This window comes from Mycolicibacterium helvum, from assembly GCF_010731895.1.
GTDB classification, from domain to species: Bacteria; Actinomycetota; Actinomycetes; order Mycobacteriales; family Mycobacteriaceae; genus Mycobacterium; species Mycobacterium helvum.
This window is the reverse complement of record NZ_AP022596.1, coordinates 5039088-5056688: the sequence shown is the minus strand read 5'-3', so window position 1 is coordinate 5056688 and position 17601 is coordinate 5039088. Positions and strand designations below refer to the sequence as shown.

19 protein-coding genes and 1 pseudogene are annotated in these 17601 nt (G+C 68.3%); 11 read left to right on the top strand and 9 right to left on the bottom strand.

From position 1 onward, the window contains the following. Window positions 1-4: 4 nt before the first annotated feature. Window positions 5-1213 carry a chorismate synthase gene (aroC, locus tag G6N38_RS23820; RefSeq protein WP_163750435.1) on the bottom strand — a complete coding sequence of 403 codons (1209 nt, stop codon included), beginning with the start codon at window positions 1211-1213 and terminating at the stop codon, window positions 5-7. A gap of 126 nt (window positions 1214-1339) precedes the next feature. Here aroC and G6N38_RS23815 point away from each other — a divergent pair, with 126 nt between their 5' ends. Genes G6N38_RS23815 through G6N38_RS23785 form a run of 7 tightly spaced genes read left to right on the top strand, consistent with a single transcriptional unit; the run spans window position 1340 to window position 6968 of the window. After that, entirely contained in the window at window positions 1340-2341 is a 1002-nt protein-coding gene (locus G6N38_RS23815; RefSeq protein WP_163750434.1) for an AAA family ATPase, read from the top strand. Between the two features lie 8 nt (window positions 2342-2349). Further along, entirely contained in the window at window positions 2350-3213 is an 864-nt protein-coding gene (locus tag G6N38_RS23810) for a DUF58 domain-containing protein (protein WP_163750433.1), read from the top strand. Then, on the top strand, window positions 3203-3676 hold the full coding sequence (locus G6N38_RS23805; protein WP_163750432.1) for a hypothetical protein: 474 nt from the start codon (window positions 3203-3205) through the stop codon (window positions 3674-3676). Before G6N38_RS23810 ends, G6N38_RS23805 begins: the two co-directional genes overlap by 11 nt. Next, window positions 3667-4641 (top strand): hypothetical protein, encoded by a 975-nt coding sequence (locus G6N38_RS23800; protein ID WP_163750431.1) that lies wholly within the window; start codon window positions 3667-3669, stop codon window positions 4639-4641. The genes G6N38_RS23805 and G6N38_RS23800 overlap by 10 nt, the downstream gene beginning before the upstream one ends. Next, on the top strand, window positions 4638-5678 hold the full coding sequence (locus G6N38_RS23795) for a VWA domain-containing protein (protein WP_163750430.1): 1041 nt from the start codon (window positions 4638-4640) through the stop codon (window positions 5676-5678). The genes G6N38_RS23800 and G6N38_RS23795 overlap by 4 nt, the downstream gene beginning before the upstream one ends. After that, a complete protein-coding gene (locus G6N38_RS23790) occupies window positions 5675-6481 on the top strand; it encodes a hypothetical protein (RefSeq protein WP_246227399.1) in 807 nt (268 codons plus the stop codon). The genes G6N38_RS23795 and G6N38_RS23790 overlap by 4 nt, the downstream gene beginning before the upstream one ends. A gap of 46 nt (window positions 6482-6527) precedes the next feature. Beyond that, window positions 6528-6968 carry a nuclear transport factor 2 family protein gene (locus tag G6N38_RS23785; RefSeq protein WP_163750429.1) on the top strand — a complete coding sequence of 147 codons (441 nt, stop codon included), beginning with the start codon at window positions 6528-6530 and terminating at the stop codon, window positions 6966-6968. On the opposite strand, the gene G6N38_RS23780 is transcribed toward G6N38_RS23785, so the two are convergent. The 6 genes and pseudogenes from G6N38_RS23780 to G6N38_RS23755 form a co-directional block, all read right to left on the bottom strand. Further along, on the bottom strand, window positions 6965-7393 hold the full coding sequence (locus G6N38_RS23780) for a prepilin peptidase (RefSeq protein WP_163750428.1): 429 nt from the start codon (window positions 7391-7393) through the stop codon (window positions 6965-6967). The two genes, G6N38_RS23785 and G6N38_RS23780, sit on opposite strands and share 4 nt — an antisense overlap. Before the next feature lie 10 nt (window positions 7394-7403). Next, window positions 7404-8204, bottom strand: a complete 801-nt coding sequence (locus G6N38_RS23775) for a shikimate dehydrogenase (protein WP_163750427.1) — start codon at window positions 8202-8204, stop codon at window positions 7404-7406. Window positions 8205-8243: 39 nt separating this feature from the next. After that, on the bottom strand, window positions 8244-9479 hold the full coding sequence (locus G6N38_RS23770; protein WP_163752322.1) for an endolytic transglycosylase MltG: 1236 nt from the start codon (window positions 9477-9479) through the stop codon (window positions 8244-8246). Further along, window positions 9472-10038 carry a Holliday junction resolvase RuvX gene (gene ruvX, locus G6N38_RS23765; RefSeq protein ID WP_163750426.1) on the bottom strand — a complete coding sequence of 189 codons (567 nt, stop codon included), beginning with the start codon at window positions 10036-10038 and terminating at the stop codon, window positions 9472-9474. The genes G6N38_RS23770 and ruvX overlap by 8 nt, the downstream gene beginning before the upstream one ends. A gap of 5 nt (window positions 10039-10043) precedes the next feature. After that, window positions 10044-12755: an alanine--tRNA ligase gene (gene alaS, locus G6N38_RS23760; protein ID WP_163750425.1), complete on the bottom strand. Its 2712-nt coding sequence runs from the start codon at window positions 12753-12755 to the stop codon at window positions 10044-10046. A gap of 64 nt (window positions 12756-12819) precedes the next feature. Continuing rightward, window positions 12820-13066 (bottom strand): annotated as a pseudogene (locus G6N38_RS23755) (YjbQ family protein). Window positions 13067-13194: 128 nt separating this feature from the next. On the opposite strand from G6N38_RS23755, the gene G6N38_RS23750 reads away from it, so the two are divergent. Continuing rightward, a complete protein-coding gene (locus G6N38_RS23750; protein ID WP_163750424.1) occupies window positions 13195-13815 on the top strand; it encodes a hypothetical protein in 621 nt (206 codons plus the stop codon). A gap of 62 nt (window positions 13816-13877) precedes the next feature. Then, entirely contained in the window at window positions 13878-14504 is a 627-nt protein-coding gene (locus G6N38_RS23745; RefSeq protein ID WP_163750423.1) for a hypothetical protein, read from the top strand. Between the two features lie 75 nt (window positions 14505-14579). Here the strand turns inward: G6N38_RS23745 and G6N38_RS23740 are convergent, their stop codons facing one another. Then, on the bottom strand, window positions 14580-15908 hold the full coding sequence (locus G6N38_RS23740) for a replication-associated recombination protein A (RefSeq protein WP_163750422.1): 1329 nt from the start codon (window positions 15906-15908) through the stop codon (window positions 14580-14582). A 53-nt stretch (window positions 15909-15961) separates the two neighbouring features. Here G6N38_RS23740 and G6N38_RS31050 point away from each other — a divergent pair, with 53 nt between their 5' ends. Further along, window positions 15962-16084, top strand: a complete 123-nt coding sequence (locus G6N38_RS31050; protein WP_281357830.1) for a hypothetical protein — start codon at window positions 15962-15964, stop codon at window positions 16082-16084. Here the strand turns inward: G6N38_RS31050 and G6N38_RS23735 are convergent. Then, complete coding sequence (locus tag G6N38_RS23735) at window positions 16061-16642, bottom strand: TetR/AcrR family transcriptional regulator (RefSeq protein ID WP_163750421.1); 582 nt, start codon at window positions 16640-16642, stop codon at window positions 16061-16063. The genes G6N38_RS31050 and G6N38_RS23735 overlap by 24 nt on opposite strands. Before the next feature lie 97 nt (window positions 16643-16739). On the opposite strand from G6N38_RS23735, the gene G6N38_RS23730 reads away from it, so the two are divergent. Then, complete coding sequence (locus G6N38_RS23730; RefSeq protein ID WP_163750420.1) at window positions 16740-17528, top strand: SDR family NAD(P)-dependent oxidoreductase; 789 nt, start codon at window positions 16740-16742, stop codon at window positions 17526-17528. Window positions 17529-17601 lie beyond the last annotated feature (73 nt).

The following is a 17601-nucleotide window of genomic DNA, read 5'->3' as shown; positions in this document are numbered from 1 at the left end:
CGCGCTACCCCGACACCCGCACTGGCGAATCGGACGGCATCCGCTCGGCCACCGCCTGCAGGTACCCGTCGATGTTGCGCCGGGTCTCCGACAGCGAGTCGCCGCCGAACTTCTCCAGCACCGCGCGGGCCAACACCAGCGCGACCATGGTCTCGACGACGACGGCGGCGGCGGGCACCGCGCACACATCGGAGCGCTGGTGGATGGCCACCGCCTCGTCGCCGGTCGCCATGTCGACGGTGGCCAGCGCCCGCGGGACCGTGGAGATCGGCTTCATCGCCGCCCGCACCCGCAGCGGAAGGCCGTTGGTCATGCCGCCCTCCAGGCCACCGGCCCGGTTAGTGGAGCGGACCACGCCGTCGGGTCCGGGGTACATCTCGTCGTGGGCCTGGCTGCCGCGGCGGCGCGCGGTCTCGAAGCCGTCACCGATCTCGACGCCCTTGATGGCCTGGATGCCCATCACCGCGGCGGCGAGCTGGCTGTCCAGCCGGTTGTCACCGCTGGTGAACGAGCCCAAGCCGATCGGCAGGCCGTGGACGACGACCTCGACGACGCCGCCCAGGGTGTCACCGTCGCGTTTGGCCGCCTCGATCTGCTCGATCATGTCGGCCTCGGCCGTCTTGTCTGACGCTCGGACCGGACTCTCGTCGATACGGGCCAGATCACCGGCGGCCGGTGGAGGTCCGTCGTAGGGCGCCGATCCGCCGATCGAGATGACGTGCGAAAGCACCTCGACGCCGAGCGCCTGGCGCAGGAAGGACCGGGCGACGGTGCCGGCCGCGACCCGCGCGGCGGTCTCGCGGGCGCTGGCCCGCTCGAGCACCGGGCGGGCGTCGTCGAAGCCGTACTTGAGCATGCCGGCGAAGTCAGCGTGGCCGGGCCGGGGCCGGGTCAGCGGCGCATTGCGCGCCACGTCCAGCTCGTCGGCCGGGACGGGATCGGACGCCATCACGGTTTCCCATTTGGGCCACTCGGTGTTGCCGATCTCGATGGCGATCGGGCCGCCCAGGGTGGTGCCGTGGCGAACCCCGGCCAGCACGGTGACCTGGTCCTGTTCGAATTTCATCCGGGCGCCGCGGCCATAACCCAGGCGCCGGCGAGCCAGCTGTTCGGCGATGTCCGTCGACGTGACCTGCACACCGGCGACCATGCCCTCGACCACGGCTACCAGCGCGCGGCCGTGGGATTCACCGGCGGTCGTCCATCGCAACACGCGTCCCATCTTCCCACGCCGGTCTCGGCAGACCCAATCTGCTTTCGCCCTAGCCCGTGAGGTGGCGGGGTGTTCGGCACTCGCGCGGCGGGTATTCGGAGTCTGCAACCGCACCGAAAGGCTTTGATGACCACGGCACAACTAGGCACCGACCGAGGCGACCTCGACCGGGCCCGACACACCGTGGATGCGGTGTCGGCCGCGTTCTCCACGACCGTCGTCGGCCAGCACAACCTGCGGGAATCGCTGCTCATCGGGCTGGCTGCCGGCGGCCACGTGCTGATCGAGAGCGTTCCCGGGCTGGCCAAAACCACCGCCGCGCGGGTGGTCGCCGAATCCATCCACGGCGGTTTCCAGCGCATCCAGTGCACACCCGACCTGCTGCCCAGCGACATCATCGGTACCCAGGTGTATGAAGCCACGAGCAATTCGTTTGTCACCCAGTTGGGTCCGGTGCACACCAATGTCGTGCTACTCGACGAGATCAACCGCTCCAGCGCGAAGACGCAGAGCGCCATGCTCGAGGCGATGGAGGAACGACAGACCACCATTGCCGGCACGGTCTACCCCATCCCGGAGCCGTTCCTGGTGGTCGCCACCCAGAACCCCGTCGACCAAGAAGGCACCTATCCACTGTCGGAGGCCCAGACCGACCGGTTCATGCTCAAGGATGTCGTGAGCTACCCCTCTGTGACGGAGGAAGTAGAGATGCTCCGCCGGATGGACGCCGGCCTGTACGACAAGGACCGGCGTGGCGGCGCGGTGATCGACCTCGCCGACATCCGCGTCCTCCAGCGGGTCGTGCGCGGGGTACAGATGGATCCGGCACTGATGCGTTACGCCAGTGAGCTCGTCGCGGTCAGCCGCGACCCGCAGCAGTATCTGCAGCCCAAGCTGGCCCGGCTCGTCGAGTACGGCGCCAGCCCGCGCGCGACGATCGCGTTCTGCCGGGCTGCCCGCGCGCTGGCGGTGCTGTCCGGGCGCGGGCACGTCATCCCGGACGACATCGCCAAACTCGCCCACCGGATCCTGCGGCACCGGTTGATCCTGGGTTTCGAAGCGGCCGCGACCGGAGTCACAGCGGAGACCGTCATCGACGCCATCCTGCACGCGGTACGAGTGCCCTGAGGATCGGCGTGGGTCACCATCTCAACCGGGCCAAACGGCACTTCGGCAGGGACACCCGAGGGCTTCTCGAAGGGGGCCGATACGCGCTGCTGCACACCCGCAGCATGGAATTCGACGACCTGCGGCCGTACGTGCCCGGCGATGACGTCCGCGATATCGATTGGAAGGCCACCGCGCGATCGGGCACCGTGCTGATCAAGCGGTTCGTGTCCGAAAAGCACCACAAGATCTTGCTGGTGGCCGACGCGGGCCGAAACATGACGGCGCTGGCGGCCGGCGGCGAGATCAAACGTGATGTGGCGGCAACGATCCTGGGCGCGTTCGGTCTGATCACCCTGGGCCGCTCGGACGAGATCGGGATGGTGTACGGCGACGCCCGGGGTTGTGTGAGCATCCGCGGCGGCCGCGGCGAAACTCACGTCGAGGGCCTGCTCGACCATTTCTACCGGCACGCCACGACCAGCCCGGGAATCAGTGGTATCGAGAATCAATTGCGTTATGTGGCAACACATTATCGCCGCCGAATGCTGGTGGTCGTGGTGTCCGACGAACCCGACGTGGATGCCGGTCTCAGCGAGGTCACCCGGCAGCTGGCCGCCCGCCACGATGTGCTGTGGGCTTTTGTGTCCGATATGCCCGCGGTCAGCGGCGGGGTTGACGGCTACGACGTGGCTACCGGGGCCCTGGTGCCCAACCGGACTCGGCTTGGCCGTCGGGTCGAGGCAGCCTACCGGCGCGCCGAACAACAACGGCGTGTGCGGCTGGAGGCGTTCCTGACCGACCTCGAAATCCCCTTCACCACGATCGGCCGCAGCGACGAGATCCGTCCCCGGCTCACCGCGATGGCGGAGGTCTTCGCCCGTGCCGGGTGACCTGCTGCGCTACGTCGGCGGCCCGACGCCCTATTGGTCGTGGTGGCCGTGGCTTGCCATGATTCTGCTGTTGGCCGTGGTTGGTTGGTACACGGCCGTTTTCGTGGCCACCCTGCCGACTTCTCGGCTTCGGAGGATCCCGGCGCTGCGGGTTGTGCAGGCTCGCCTGACCCGCAGGCGGTTCGCCGGCAGCATCCGGCACATCAGCGGGCAGCGGCGGCGCGGGGAACTCTCCGATGCGCAGGCCTACGACAAGATGAGCCATACCGTGCGCAGCTTCCTGCACCACGTCACCGGAATAGGGGCGCAATACCTCCACGTCGACGAGATCGCCGGCGGCGAACTCGCACCGGCCGCCCCACTTATCGCGGCGCTGCGGGACGCGCGCTTTGATGAGAGCGCCGATGCGGACCCCGACCGGCTGGGCCTACAAGCCGAGGAGCTGATTCGGTCGTGGACCTGAGGTGGTGGCCGGTCGCGCTGGCGGGGCTGGTCTGCGTGGTCGCCTGCGTGGTCATCGCGGCGGTGGCGCCCAACGCGCGGGCCGACCGTCGGCTACGACCGCTGGCGCACGTCGACCGGCTCACCGCGCTGCCTGAATACGTGCGGATCCGGCGACGGGAAACACTGTCGGCCGCGGCGACCATCGTGCTCTTGGCCGTCGCATTCGGCGCCGCTGCGGTGACTGCTGCACGACCGTCGGCCACCGGGCGGGAGTTTGACGGGCTGCACCCCGAGGATGTGATGCTGTGCGTCGGCGCACCGGTCACCGATGCCGGCACCGCTCAGTTCATGAATCACTTCGCCAGACAGGCAACGACATTCGATAGCCAGCGCATCGGCCTCACGTCCCCGACGGCGCGAGTGATGCCATTGACCCGCGACTACCAGTACGCGGCACAGCGCCTCGGCGACTTCGGGGCGCCGAGGCTCCAGCAGGCCGAGTTCTTCGCCAAGACGGTGAGTTATACCAACTACACCCCGACCGTGCGAGACACCCTCGCGCTGTGTATGACCGGCTTCGGGACCGCGCCGACAACCCATCGCAGGTCGTTGATCTACCTGGGCCCCAGCACGTTCGGGCCGGTCGATCAGCCCGGGTTGTTCAGCGAGCAGCAGGTCGCCGATATGGCAACACGGGCCGGTATCCAAGTCAACGCCATCGCACGGGTGGACGTCACCGACGCGGCGCAGCGCGGTGAGGTCGAGCTGACCGCGCTCGCGCAGCGCTCCGGTGGGCTGTTCTTCCGCTACCACGCCGCGCAGTCCGACAGCCCGGATCCCACGCTGTCGGCGGATCTCGACGCGATCCGGGCCAACCCCGCCCGGGTCACCGGCCAACTGCCCGATCACCCCAACCCGTCACTGCTCACCGGCCTCGCCGCCGCGGTCCTGCTCTGCATCGCGCTGATGGTGGCGCGACGATGAACGCGCAACCCGTGTTGCCTGCCGCACTGCTGCTGGTGCTGGCCGCCGTCATCGTCGGTGCCCGTGCGCAGACGCTTCCTGCGATCCTCGCACACCCCGGCAGCCACCGGCGGGCCGCGCTGTTGCGTTGGATGGCAAACACATTGGCGATGCTGCTGCTGGTGCTCGCGGCCGCCCGCCCCGGTCTGACCACCCCCACACCGCCGCCACCCGGCCGCGACGCGGCCGCGGCGAGCCAGGGCGCGAACGTGAACGTGTTCTTCGTCGTCGATCGTTCGGTGGACTCCCGGGTCGAGGACTACGGCGGGGCATCGCGGATGTCGGGGATCCGCACCGACATGTCGGCGATCATCGATACCTTCCCTCAGGCGCGGTTCGCGGTGGTCGGCTTCGCCTCGGCACCGGTGATCGACTGGCCACTGTCCGACGACACCTGGAGCCTGAAGGCGGTCATCGCCGGGCTGTCGCCGTATGTCAGTGTGCCGCTTGATGCCGCCGCACGCGTGGACGCCGGCGCCGCCGCCAATTTGCTTCGCTACCAACTCATCCAGGCCACCCGGCAGTACCCGGGTGCGCAGAACCTGGTGTTCCACCTCGGCGAGGGTGCTGGCGGGTCGACGACACCCCAAGGCAGCTTCTCGGTCGGCGACGCGGTGTCGGGCGGGGCGGTCTTCGGCTACGGCACTGCGGCCGGCGGTCCGGTTCCCGGCGCGTATGTGGATGGCGCGGTGACGTATCTGTCTGACACCCGATCCGGCGTGCCGGTGACCTCGTCGCTCAATGAGGCGGGATTGCGCCGTGTCGCCGACGAACTCGGGGTGCCGTACCTGCACCGGAATCCCGGTCAGCCGGTGACCGGCGCCCTGCCCGCGGTGGGCCCGGCCGGCGGCGCCGAGGAACCCACCCCCGCACCCGACCGCGTCGAGCTGTACTGGCTGTTCGCGCTGCTGGCCGCGATACTGCTGTTGCCCGACATCTATCTGGCGGTGCGCGAATTCCGTCGCGACCGCACGTCGCGGCGGGAGATGCGGCAATGATGCCGGCCCGGCTGCGGTTGCGTCGCCGGCTGTTGATGTGGTCCACACCGGTCGCGGTGCTGGCGATGGTGGCAGCGATCAAGATGATCTCCGTTGCACTGGCCGGCAATGCTGCGGTGTCGAGTTTCGCCCGGGGCGACGGTCCGGCGTTGCACGCCGACGCGTCGATGCTGGGAGTCCTCAATGTGATCGAACCGGCGAAGGCACCGTTCGCCAGGGGCGCCGCCGGGGTGCTCGACGGTCAACTCGGCAGTGCCGACGCCGAGTTCTCGCGAGCGCTGGAACGCACACCTGCCGAACAGTCCTGTCCGGTCCGGATCAACGTCGAACTGGTCCGCGAGACACAGGGTGACGTGGCGGCATCGGCGGGCCGGGCCGCCGCGGCGCAGGAACGCTACCGCAACGCGCTGAGCATCGTCGCCGACGCGCCTGCGGGCTGCTTCACCGACAACACCGATCCGCAACCCGACCGGCGTGCGGTGCGGGCTGAGGCCAGCACCCGGCTTCAGGCGAAACTTGCTGCGCTGCAATCTGATAGCCCGTCATCACCACCAAGTGCCGTACTGCCGCCATCCCCACCGCCGCCACCCCCGGCGGGAGCGGCGTCCACCGAGTCACTGCCATCGCCACCTGCGATGGGCCGGTCAGGGAACGGGTTGTCCGATATCGCCCCGGATCGCCTGCCCAGCCCGGGAGCGCCGCCACCGCCGTCGCACCGACTGGGCGACGGTGATCCGCTGGACCGGCTGCGCCAGCTGCTCACCGACACCGCGTCATCGGGCACCGACGCCGAGAACGGTTGACCGGGCCTCTCGGTGGCGTGCCGGAGTGGTCAGGTATCAAGTAACGGTGAAATCCCCCATCGCGAACCTGGACGACTTCACCGCCCTCGACCCGTTCTTCCGGATCATCGAACGCGGGCTCGACGGACTGGTCGATCCGGGGCACTTCTTCGACCTGATGGCCGAGGACGTCCTCACCGAATACGTGGTCACGGTGCCGGGTTATCCTCGCCGGATCGAGGGCCGCCACGAACTGGCCGAGCTGTACCGGCCCTACGGGACCGCCATCCGGCTGGACCGCTGCTTCGATCTGGCCGTCTACCACGATCCCGCCCAGAACGTCGCGGTGCTGGAGTACGCCGTCGAAGGCCGCACGGTCCACGGAAACCGCCGCTACGCAAACCGGTTCATCTCTGTCGTCACGATCGAGAATCGGGAGATCGTGCGCTGGCGCGACTACCTCGACCCCGTCGCCGTGTTCGACGCAGTCGGTTGGCCCGAGAGCTAAAACACGACCAGGGCCGCCGCGGCCAAGCTCGCTATACACATCGACGGGCCGTGCGGAACCGTCGCCGTCGGATCCCGTACCGCGATGACGACGGCCAGCAGCGCCGTCAGCACCGGCGCGCCCAGTGCCGCCAGCAGCCAGACGTCGGGTCCGAACGCGCCAGTCAGGCCGCCAACGCCGAGCGCGAGCTTGACGTCGCCGGCACCCAGACCGGCCGGGATCGCAAGGTGCACAACCAGATACAACGCCGCCAGGCCGAGCGCACCGGCCAGCGCGGATAACCCGTGCCCGCAGCCAGCCGCAACGGCGATCGCCGTGACCGCCCCGGGCAGCGTCAGCGCGTTCGGCAATCGCCGGTGGCGGATGTCGCACACCGTCAACGCCGCCGCCCACAGCAGCACGACCCCGAACACCAACTGGCGCATCGGGGCGACGTTAACTCAGCGCGGCGGCCATCTGCTCTCGCGGCGCCGGGCGGCCTGTGAATTGTTCGACCTGGCTGAAGGCCTGGTGCAGCAGCATCTGCCGACCGCTGATCACTTCGCCGCCGGCGTCCTGCACGGCGGTGGCCAGCAGGGTGGGCCACGGGTCGTAGATGGCGTCCAGCAGGACCGGAACCCCGGCGAGCGCCCCGGCGTAAGCGGCGGCCGCGGCGGCCGGAATGGTGCTGACCAGGACGTCGGCGGTGGCCGCGACCTCAGGAAGCCGCGGCTCGGCCAGGTCGCAGAATTCGGTGGTGACGCCGACCGCCCTACCGAGGTCCAGCAGCCGGGCCGCCTTGTCGCGGTTGCGGGCGACAACGGTGATCTCGATGGCCCCGAGGTCGGCCAATGCCACGATGGCCGCCGGCGCGGTCCCGCCCGAACCCAGCACAATCGCATGCCGAAGGTGACGAACGTGCCCGAGCGCACCGGCAACCCCGTCGATGTCGGTGTTGTCGGCGCGCCAGCCATGGCCGGTGTGGACCAGGGTGTTGGCTGAACCGACCAGCTCGGCGCGTTCGGTGCGCTCATCAGCGACGCGCAGTGCGGCGAATTTGCCCGGCATGGTCACCGAGACACCAACCCATTCGGGCCCGAAACCTCGCACCAGGCGCGGCAACTCGTCGCCCGTGCACTCGATGCGCTCATACGTCCAGTCGGTCAGTCCCAGTGCCCGATAGGCGGCCAGATGCAGCTGAGGTGATTGGGAGTGGGCGACGGGCGAGCCCAGCACCGCCGCCTTACGCGCAGTCATCGCGCGCAGACCTGATGGCGCTCTTCACTTCGTTCATGGCTAACGGGCGGAATCCAGCACGCCGTTGCGCTTGGCCAGCTCGATATTGGCCAGGTGCTGCTGATAGTCGCGGGTGAACAGGGTGGTGCCCTCGGTGTCCACGGTCACGAAGTACAGCCAGTCCCCCGGCTCGGGCCGCTCGGCGGCAGCCAGTGCCTCTTGGCCGGGCGAACAGATCGGTGTGGCCGGCAACCCCTCCATGGCGTAGGTGTTCCACGGCGTCACCTGAGCCCGGTCGGCGTCGGTGGTGGCGACTTCCTGACGATCCAGCGGGTAGTTGACCGTCGAATCGAATTCCAGCTTCTGCGGCACAGCCAACCGGTTGTAGATCACCCGCGCAACCTTCGCGAAGTCGTGCGGCTTGGCCTCGCGCTGCACCAGCGAACCGACGACCAGGATCTGATAGGGCGACATGTTCATGGCCCGAGCGGTATCCAGCAGCCCACCACCCACGTAGTGGTCCGCGCTCTGGCCGACCAGCTTGGCCAGGATCTCCTGCGGCGACGCCGATGGGTCGACGTTCCAGGTACCGGGGGCAATCAGCCCCTCCAGTCGACGATGGTTCTTGCCCAATGCGGCCACCGGCTGCGTCGCCCATTGCGGGACGTTCAACTGCTCCGGCGGCGCCTGCTCGGCCGCCTTGCGCAGATCCTCGGCTGGCACGCATTTCTGCTCGCCGTTGCGTGGCACACAGGTGGCCTTCGAGATCAGGGTGAAGACGCCGTCGGTCACCTTGCCCGAACCAACCTCGGCGATATCGTCGAGCTGACGCCCCTCGGGGATCACCAGCTTGCCCACCCGGTTGTGCGGGTCGACCAGGCGTTGCACCGCGGCCGACGCCGACATCTGGGTGCGGACGGTATAGAACCCCGGCTGGATGGCCGCGATCGCCGCGTTGTCCTTGGCCGCGTCCACGAATCCCTTGACGTTTGAGATGACGTTCTGGTCGCGCAACGTCTGCGCGATCTGTGTGGTGGAGTCCCCATCGTGGACCTGGATGACGACGTCGTCCTTGCCCTCCCCGGTGAAATCGCCACCGGAGCTGCTGAACAACTTGGCGCCCAGGTACACCGCAACCACCACCACAACGACCAGCAGGGCCGCCGCGGCGGCCCCGATCATCCTGCGGCGGTTACGGTTTCGCCGGGCGCGAACCCGATCGAGGCGACTCATCCGGCTTCGCGGCGGGCCCACCGCCAGGGGTGCCGAGCGGTCGTGCTCGAAGTCGTCAGGCATCGTCACCCGCGTTTCTCTCAATCGAACCCCGGGTCGCTTCGCTCTCGCCCTCGCCTTCGGCCGGGCGGTACCCCCAGCCCGCCGGGAAGTTGCGGCGCTGGTCCAGCCAGCCCTGCAGAATCCCGACCGCGGCGGCCTGGTCGATCACCCCGCGCTGGTTTTTGGCGCGTACGCCGGCCTCTCGCAGCGACCGCTGGGCCGCCACCGTCGTCAGCCGCTCATCGGCCAGCCGGACCGGCACCGGCGCGATCCGTTCGGCCAGCGCGTCGGCCACCTCCACAGCATCCTGCGCCGACGTCCCGGCCCGGTCGGCCAGGGTGCGCGGCAGCCCGACGACCACCTCGACGACACCGAGCTCGGCAACCAGGGCGCTCAGCTGCCGCAGATGCTTGCCGGTTCGCTCCCGTCGCACAGTCTCCACCGGGGTGGCCAGGATGCCGTCCGGATCACTGACCGCGACTCCGATCCGCACAGTGCCGACGTCGACGCCGAGCCGTCGACCCCGCCCGGGATCGTCTGCGCCGGGCCGGTCGGGCACACGGTTCTGTGCGGAGAGCACTGAGGCTAGCTCCGCGCGATCTCTGCGCGAACCGCCGCCAGTGCCGCATCGATTCCGGCCGCATTCTTGCCGGAGCCCTGGGCCAGGTCGGCCTTTCCGCCGCCCCGCCCGTCGACCGCCGAAGAGATCTGCTTGATCAGCTCGTTGGCACTCAACCCGGCGTCCTGCGCGGCCGGGTTGGTCGCAACAACAAAAGGAACGGTTCCCACTCCGTCTGTTTCGGGCCCCTCGCTGATGAGCACCACGACGCCGGGATCGGAGCCCAACTTGCCGCGGATGTCACCGACCAGGGAGCGCAGATCGCCGGCGTTCATCCCGGCCGACATCCGCTGCGCCACGAGACGGACCTTACCTACCTGCTCGGCACCTGCGGCGGCGTTCGCCGCGGCCGCCCGCGCGGTGGCCAGGCGCACCCGGTCGAGTTCTTTTTCGGCGGCCTTGAGCCGTTCGACGAGATTGGCCACCCGGGCCGGCACCTCGTCGGATGGCACCTTGAGCGAGGACGCCAGACCGGCCATCAGCGCGCGTTCCTTGGCCAGGTGGCGGAACGAGTCCAGGCCGACGTAGGCCTCGACGCGGCGCACCCCGGAGCCGACCGACGACTCGCCCAGGATCGTGACCGGACCGATCTGCGCCGAGTTGTGCACGTGAGTGCCGCCGCAGAGTTCCAGCGAGAACGGGCCGCCGATCTCGACCACCCGGACCTCGTCGGGGTAGGACTCGCCGAACATCGCCATGGCGCCCATCGCCTTGGCTTTCTCCAGCTTCTCGTTGAAGGTGTGCACCTGGAAGTCGGCCTGCACGGCCTCGTTGGTGACTTCCTCGACCTGAGCCCGCTGCTCGTCGCTCAACGCGCCCTGGTAGTTGAAGTCGAACCGCAGATAACCGGGCCGGTTCAGCGAACCGGCCTGAACGGCGTTGGGCCCCAGCACTTGTCGCAGTGCGGCGTGCACCATGTGCGTGCCGGAATGCCCCTGGGTGGCACCGCGACGCCACTCCGGGTCGACGGCCGCGGTGACGGTGTCACCCTCGACGAACTCGCCGGATTCGACGTTGACCCGATGCACCCACAGGGTTTTGGCGATCTTCTGCACGTCGCTGACCGCAGCCTTGGCGGCCCCGCTGCCGCCTATCCAGCCGGCATCAGCGATCTGCCCACCGGACTCGGCATAGAGCGGAGTGCGGTCCAGAACGATCTCGACGCGCTCGGGGGGCGGGGTCTCGGAATGCACGCGCGGATGATGCGCGACCACCGGCACCCGTTTGCCGTCGACGAAGATGCCGAGAATTCGTGCCTCAGAAGTCAATTCGTCGAATCCGGTGAACTCCGTCGGACCGGCGTCCACCAGCTCGCGGAACGCCGACAGGTCGGCGTGGGCGTGCTTGCGCGCCGCGGCGTCGGCCTTGGCGCGGCGGCGCTGCTCGGCCATCAGCTCACGGAAGCCGAGCTCGTCGACGCTCAGGTCCGCCTCGGCGGCCATCTCCAGGGTCAGTTCGATCGGGAAGCCGTAGGTGTCGTGCAGGGCGAATGCCTCCGCGCCACCCAACACGGACTTGCCGGCGGCCTTCGTGGCAGTGGCAGCTTCTTCGAACAGTTTCGACCCCGACGCCAGCGTCCGGTTGAATGCCGTCTCCTCGGCCACCGCGATGCGCTGGATGCGGTCGAAGTCGGTGACCAGTTCCGGGTACGACGGGCCCATCGCGTCACGCACGACGACCATCAGGTCCGCCATGATCGGCTGCTCAACGCCCAGCAGCTTGGCCGCCCTGATAATCCGCCGGAGCAACCGGCGCAGCACGTACCCTCGGCCCTCATTGCCGGGAGTGACACCGTCGCCGATGATGATCGCGGCGGTCCGGCTGTGATCGGCGATGACCCGGTAGCGCACGTCGTCTTCGTGGCTGCCTGCGCCGTAGCCGCGCGGCGCGAACTGCGCCACCTTGTCGATGACCGGCCTCAGCAGGTCGGTCTCGTAGACGTTGTCGACGTTCTGCAGCAGGCAAGCGATGCGCTCGACACCCATGCCGGTGTCAATGTTCTTGCGCGGCAACGGGCCCAGGATCTCGAAGTCGTCCTTGCTGGTGCCGTCGCCGCGCTCGTTCTGCATGAACACGAGATTCCAGATCTCGATGTAGCGGTTCTCGTCGGCTTCCGGGCCGCCCTCGACGCCGTATTCGGGGCCGCGGTCGTAGTAGATCTCCGAGCACGGGCCGCACGGCCCGGGAATGCCCATCGACCAGTAGTTGTCGGCCATGCCGCGGCGCTGAATCCGCTCGGTCGGCAGACCGGCGACCTCCTGCCACAGCTGCACGGCCTCGTCGTCGTCGTAGAAGACCGTCGCCCACAGCCGCTCCGGGTCGAACCCGTAACCACCGTCGGCTGCCGGCGTGGTGAGCAGCGACCAGGCCAGTTCGATCGCGCGGCGCTTGAAGTAGTCACCGAAAGAGAAGTTGCCCGCCATCTGGAAGAAGGTGTTGTGGCGGGTGGTAATGCCGACTTCGTCGATGTCAGGGGTGCGGATGCACTTCTGGACGCTGGTGGCCGTCGCATAGGGCGGGGTGCGCTGCCCCAGGAAGAAGGGCACGAACTGCACCATGCCCGCGTTGACGAACAGTAGGTTCGGGTCGTCGAGGATCACCGAGGCGCTCGGCACCTCGGTGTGACCTGCCTTCACGAAATGATCCAGGAACCGCTTCCTGATCTCGTGTGTCTGCACTGGCTTTCCTTGCGTTCGGGTCGGACGCTTCGACCGCATTACATTACCGGTCGGCAACCTTCGCTCAGCCGGGCACGAAGCTCAGCCGGACTGATCGGCGCGGGTTGTCCTGATTCAGGGCGACCAGCACCACGCTCTGCCAGGCGCCCAGCAGTGGCGCCGTCGGGCACGGGGAACGTCACCGAGGGCGCCACGATGGCCGGAAGCACGTGGTCGGCGCCGTGGCCGGGCGACCCGTGGGCGCGGCCGAGCGACCGAACCTCGCCGGTGAGGTCGAGGATCCGCCGCCGCGCCCTGTCGATGTCGAGCACGTCGCTATCCACAATTTCCCAGCGTAGGTGACGTGAGCGAAAACGCCGCCAGGTCATATCGGGTGGAGGAAGGTGAGAAGTGCCGGTAGCGCCACCGGGGCGCTGCCCCGAGTCGAAGGGGGTGGACCGTGCACGCACGCTCTACCACGTTTGTCGCGCGCCCCGAATGTATCGGCGCCGGGATCGCCATGTTTCGTGACGAGGTGATGCCGGCGCTGCAAAGCATGGCCGGATGTGTCGGCATGTCGCTGCTGGCGGACCGCGAATCGGGCCGCTGTATCGCCACCACGGCCTGGACGGACACGGCCGCGATGCACTCCAGCGCAGACCAGGTACGCCCACTACGAGCCAGGGCCGCCAAAGCGTTGAGTGCCAGCACATCGGTGGACGAATGGGACATCGCCGCGCTGCACCGGGACCACCGGTCTGGCGACGGGGCCTGTGTGCGGGCTACCTGGCTCAAAGCCAGGCCCGACCAGTTCGACCAGACCGTCGAGTTCTACAAGGTGACGGTGCTGCCGGAGATCGAACAGCTCGACGGGTTCTGCAGCACCAGCCTGATGTGTGATCGGATGTCGGGACGTGCGGTGGTCTCGACGACCTACGACAGCCACGAGGCGATGGAACGCAGCCGGGATGCGGCGCGGTCACTGCGGACCGCCCTGCTGCGCGACCTGGGTGCCGACCAGCTCGACGTCGGCGAGTTCGAACTGGCGCTGGCGCACCTGCGCGTGCCCGAAATGGCTTGACGGACAAGGACGGGACTTAAGTCTCTCCCCCTGCGGCCCGCACCGGGACTACGTTCTCGGACATGGGCACGCAGAGGCCGGCACTGGCCGCGGGAATGGCGGCTGCCGGCATCGCCGGGCTGTATCACTGGGGTGTGCGACCGAAGTTGTATACCTGGGGTGCCACCGGCGAGGAGGCCGCCGCCGAACTGCCCGGCGACGCGTTGGTGGAACTGGGCACGCCGCGCACGACCCGTGCCATCACCATCGACGCCCCGGTCGAAGCGGTCTGGCCGTGGCTGGCCCAGATCGGTGAGAACCGCGGAGGTTTCTACAGTTACGACTTCCTCGAGCGGCTGGTGGGCGCCCAGATCCACAATGCGGACATCATTCACCTGGAGTGGCAGGAATTGCAGGCCGGCGACACCGTCTGGCTCGCCCGCCGCTACGGCCAGTGGGCCACGCAGCTGGTCGCCGAGGTAGTGCCGAAGTCGCATCTGGTGCTGATGTCTGCCGCTGACTACGACCGCGTACAGCGCGGCGCGAAGGCCTTGGGATCATGGGCCTTCTACCTTCGGCCACAAGGCGGTCAGACCCGGCTGCTGGCCCGCGGCATCGGCGGCGCGGTCGGGATCACCGCCTTCGACATCGCGCACTTCGTGATGGAGCTCGGGATGCTGCGTGGCATTCGCCAACGTGCGCAGCGCTAGACGGGAGTCCACATCGGCCGGTCGACCCCGTCGGGATCCGCGCCGACACGGCGGCACCGTGCGCCGAAGATGATGTCAGCGCTTACGCCGGATGATCGCCCGCAGCTTATCCAGCCGGCTGGAGATCTCCCGTTCCGTGCCGTGATTGGTCGGCCTGTAGTAGTCGAAACCCACCACCTCATCGGGTGGATACTGTTGTGGCACAACACCATCAGGGTCATCGTGCGGATAGCGATAGCCTACGGCATTGCCCAGTTTGGCCGCACCCGCGTAATGCCCGTCACGCAGATGAGCCGGCACTAAACCGGCCTTGCCCGCCCGGATATCGTTCATCGCAGCGCCGAGCGCGGTGGTAACCGCGTTCGATTTCGGGGCGGTCGCCAGGTGCACGGTCGCGTGCGCGAGGGTCAGCTGCGCCTCGGGCATTCCAATGAGTGCCACAGTCTGCGCGGCGGCGACGGCGGTCAGCAGCGCCGACGGATCTGCCATCCCAATGTCCTCACTGGCCAGGATCATCAGCCGGCGCGCCACGAAGCGTGGATCTTCCCCCGCCACCAGCATCCGCGCCAGGTAATGCAGTGCGGCATCGACGTCCGATCCGCGGATCGACTTGATGAACGCACTGATGACGTCGTAGTGCTGGTCGCCGTCACGGTCGTAGCGCACCGCCGCCTTGTCCAGCGACTGCTCGATGGTGTCGACGGTGACATGCTGACCGGTTTCAGCCGCGACCTCCAGCGCGGTCAGCGCCCGGCGGGCATCCCCGGCGGACAGCTGCACCACCAGCTCGACGGCGTCGTCGTCGACAGTGACCGCACCGCCCAGCCCACGCGGGTCGGAGATGGCGCGTTGCACCACCGCACGGATGTTGTCGGCGGTCAGCGGCTGCAGCTGCAAGATCAGCGAGCGGGACAGCAGCGGGGCGACGACCGAGAACGAGGGGTTCTCGGTGGTGGCGGCCACCAGCAGCACGATGCGGTTCTCGACCGCCGCCAGCAGGGCGTCCTGCTGCGTCTTGGAGAAGCGGTGCACCTCGTCGATGAAGAGCACGGTCTGCTCGCCGTAGGCGGCCGCGCGCCGGGCGTTGTCGATGACCGCGCGCACTTCCTTGACACCGGCGCTCAGCGCCGAGAGCGCCTCGAACCGCCGGCCGGTGGCCTGCGACACCAGCGATGCCAGCGTGGTCTTGCCGGTGCCGGGCGGCCCATAGAGGATGACCGACGCCGCGCCCGATCCTTCGACGAGCCTCCGTAGTGGCGACCCGAGGCGTAGCAGGTTCTCCTGCCCGACGACTTCGTCAAGGCTGGCCGGGCGCATGCGGACCGCCAATGGGGCCGACGCCGGCGCGGCCGAGCTGACCCGGCCGTCGTCGCCCCCGGGCACGTCGAACAGGCTGTCGGACACGCACTCAGACTTACCACGTTCGTAATGTCGTCGTCGGCGCCAGGTGTGCGCTGATGTTCACCGACGTCAATCCAGCGGTGGCGCTGATCGCCGGAGTGGCGCTGATTCTCGCCGGTTCGGTGCTGGCCGGCCGGGCAGGCGCCAACCAGCCGTCAAAAAACATCACCCACGAGTAGCCGGCAGGCGACGTCGACGTCGGCCAGCGCATCCTCGGGCCGCAGCGCCCCGCCGACCGTCCACGTCAGGATGCCGAACGTGGCCTGCTGCACGAGCCGGGAGCGGCGCAACTGTTCGTCGGTGGGGTTGTCGACGCCGGCGATCTTCAGGATGAGCTCGCGCAGGGTGGGATCGTCTGGCGCGTCGGCCTGAGCACGCACAATCTGAGTGGAGGTGATCATCGCATGCGCAAGATGCTTGTGGCGCAACAGGTTTCGACAGGCAGCAACCATCAGTCCGGCGATGTCGTCGGCCGCGACGCCGCTGGGCGGCGGCGGACGGAAGCGCGACACCTGGTCGTCGAGCACCGCGGCGAACACGTGGTGCTTGGACGGGTAGTAACGATAGAGGGTGCGCAACGCAACACCGGCGTCAGCGGCGATCTCCTGGGCCTGGATCCGGTCGATCTCCTTGACCAGGCCGAGCCTCGCGGCGGCGGACAGGATGGCGCCACGACGATTCTCCTGGTCATCGGTCGCCGGCCGGGCCGGCGCCCGGGGCTCTCCGATCCGCGGCATGTCTCTCAGTATCGGGTATGGGCCAGGTCACCGCGCAGCGGTACCGATCAGCGAGACGCTCATCACGCGCTGAACCACAACGGGTGACGATCAGTGCGTGTCGCATGCAAAGTACGGCCCGTGGGCAGTAATCGCCGGTGGTTCAGAAGGCGTGGGCGCCGAATTCGCCCGCTTGCTGGCCGAGTCCGGCGTGAATCTCGTTCTGGTGGCCCGCAAGCCCGAGCCCCTGACGGTGACCGCTTCGGCATGCCGTGCACTTGGGGTCGAAGTACGCACGCTGGCAACAGATCTCGCCGAGCCAGGTGCGGTTGGTCAGTTGACGGCCGTGACTGACGGGCTCGAGGTCGGGCTCTTCGTCTACAACGCCGGCGCCAATACTTGCAGCGCAGAGTTCCTGGACGCCGAGCTCGCGGATTTCCAGCGCGTGATCGACCTCAACATCACCACGATGATGGCGCTGACCCAGCATTACGGCCGGCTGATGCGCGAACGGCGGCGCGGCGGCATCCTGCTGGTCGGGTCGATGTCGGGATATCTGGGATCGGTGCGCCACACCGTGTACGGCGGAGTGAAGGCCTACGGGCGCATCTTCGCCGAGGGGCTGTGGCTGGAGTTACGCGACTACGGCGTCGATGTGCTGGAGCTGGTTCTCGGGGTGACCCGCACTCCCGCGATGGAGCGGGTTGGCCTCAACTTCGACGTGCCCGGCATGCGGGTGGCCGACCCGGCCGATGTGGCCCGCGAAGGCCTCGAGCAGCTGCCGAACGGACCGGTCTACGTCGCCGGGGGCAACGCCGAAGATGTTGCGCGGCGCAATGATCCGGATCGCACGAAGGTGGTCGCCGGCGCGCACCGGATGATGCAGAAATTGATGGGTCTGAGCTAACTCTCTCCACACATTCGCGTTCATCCTCAGAGGTGTTGTGGGGTCATTTTTTGTCGGCGCCTGCGGGTAATGT